Here is a 1,582-nt window from a genome sequence, read left to right on the forward strand (position 1 = left end):
GACTTAGTTATATGAGCCCATCCATCTAACTGTGTAAATTTTTCATAGCACTTAAATTCTGCCTTCAAATTTAATTAAAAAATACGGCATTGCTTCACTCCAGCTTCTAATTGGCATTGTCCATTTTTTTGTCATATAGTCAATTGCCAAAAACAAGGTTTTAAATACTGCATTATCATTGGGGAAAGAACGCTTATTTTTCGTTACTTTCCTCAACTGGCTATTCACAGACTCAATTGCATTGGTCGTATAAATGACCTTGCGTATTTGATCAGGGTATTGCATAAACACAACCAGGTTATCCCAGTTAGCATACCATGATTTGGCGATATGCGGGTATTGTTTATCCCATTTTTGTGCAAAAGCCTCTAATGCCATCAAGGCTGATTCTTCCGTGGCTGCAGTATAGATAGGTTTTAAATCAGCGGCCACTTCTTTTCGTTGCTTATAAGAGACGTAGTTAAGGCTATTTCTGATTTGATGGACAATACAAAGCTGATGCTCTGTTTTAGGAAAAGCGGCACTAATAGCATCAGACATGCCGGTTAAATTATCTGTACAGGCGATTAAAATATCCTGTACACCACGGTTTTTCAGCTCAGTTAAGTTTGCCAGCCAAAACTTAGCGCCTTCGTTCTCGCTCATCCAAAGGCCTAACACATCTTTTCTACCTGTACGATCTATACCTAAAGCAACATAAACGGCTTTATTTAGCACACGCTTATCCTGACGGACTTTAACCACCAAACAATCAAAGAAAACAATCGGATAAACCGCATCTAGTGGCCGAGATTGCCAATGTTTGACTTCTTCCAACACCTCATCGGTAATCTTGCTGATTAAGCTTGTGCTGATCTCAGCACCACCATAAAGCTCCTGTAATTGCAATTGAATATCTGAAACACTCATACCTTTGGCATATAATGAAATAATCTTTTCATTCAAACCTTCAATCCGCGTGCTTCGCTTGGGAACAAGTACAGGATCAAATTCACCTGAGCGATCACGAGGCACATCAATTTCCAATAGGCCATCTTCTGTTATTACGCTTTTTCGTGCCGTGCCGTTACGTGCATTAGCAGAATTGCTACGTTCATGCCTGTCATAACCAAGATGCGCCTTTAGTTCACCTTGTAAAGCACGTTCAACCAGACCTTTGGTTAATTGCTTCAATACGCCATCTGATTTAAATAGATTGGATAAATCAGCACCTGATTCAACAATGAGATCAAGCGCTTGATCTAATGCTTTGTTTTGTTCTTTATTCTTCATCTTTCGTCCTTAGATTATACGTTTTAACCATTATAACCTATGAAAGAATTTACACAGTTATTTCAATACTCCCAAAGGCCCTGGTTGATCCAAGCTATCTAACTACCGTAGTTAACGTGAGTTCGACATAAGTGTTCATAAAACTATCAGCTCACTATCTCCCTTAATCCGTAAACTTGGCTTTTTTGGCTGAAAACAATAGGCAATAAGGCCACACAATAAATTTGTCATAAAGTTCCAAATTGAACGATGCCTCGTATGTTCGATTTGACTAATATTCTTAAGCTGATCATTGACAGACTCAATAATT

2 protein-coding genes are annotated in these 1,582 nt (G+C 38.6%); both read right to left on the reverse strand.

Annotation, left to right across the window (positions count from 1 at the left end):
• Positions 1-51: 51 nt before the first annotated feature.
• Positions 52-1,272 (reverse strand): IS256 family transposase, encoded by a 1,221-nt coding sequence (locus tag DNK84_RS11625; RefSeq protein ID WP_119344667.1) that lies wholly within the window; start codon positions 1,270-1,272, stop codon positions 52-54.
• 135 nt (positions 1,273-1,407) lie between these two features.
• The coding region (locus tag DNK84_RS11630; RefSeq protein WP_328587423.1) for a transposase at positions 1,408-1,582 on the reverse strand (175 nt) is incomplete at its 5' end.

This window comes from Facilibium subflavum (assembly GCF_003574485.1).
Classification (GTDB): domain Bacteria; phylum Pseudomonadota; class Gammaproteobacteria; order Francisellales; family Francisellaceae; genus Facilibium; species Facilibium subflavum.

Coding starts and splice junctions, on each gene's coding strand:
- DNK84_RS11625 (WP_119344667.1), bottom strand. CDS start 1,272: ATGAAGAATAAAGAACAAAACAAAGCATTAGATCAAGCGCTTGATCTC.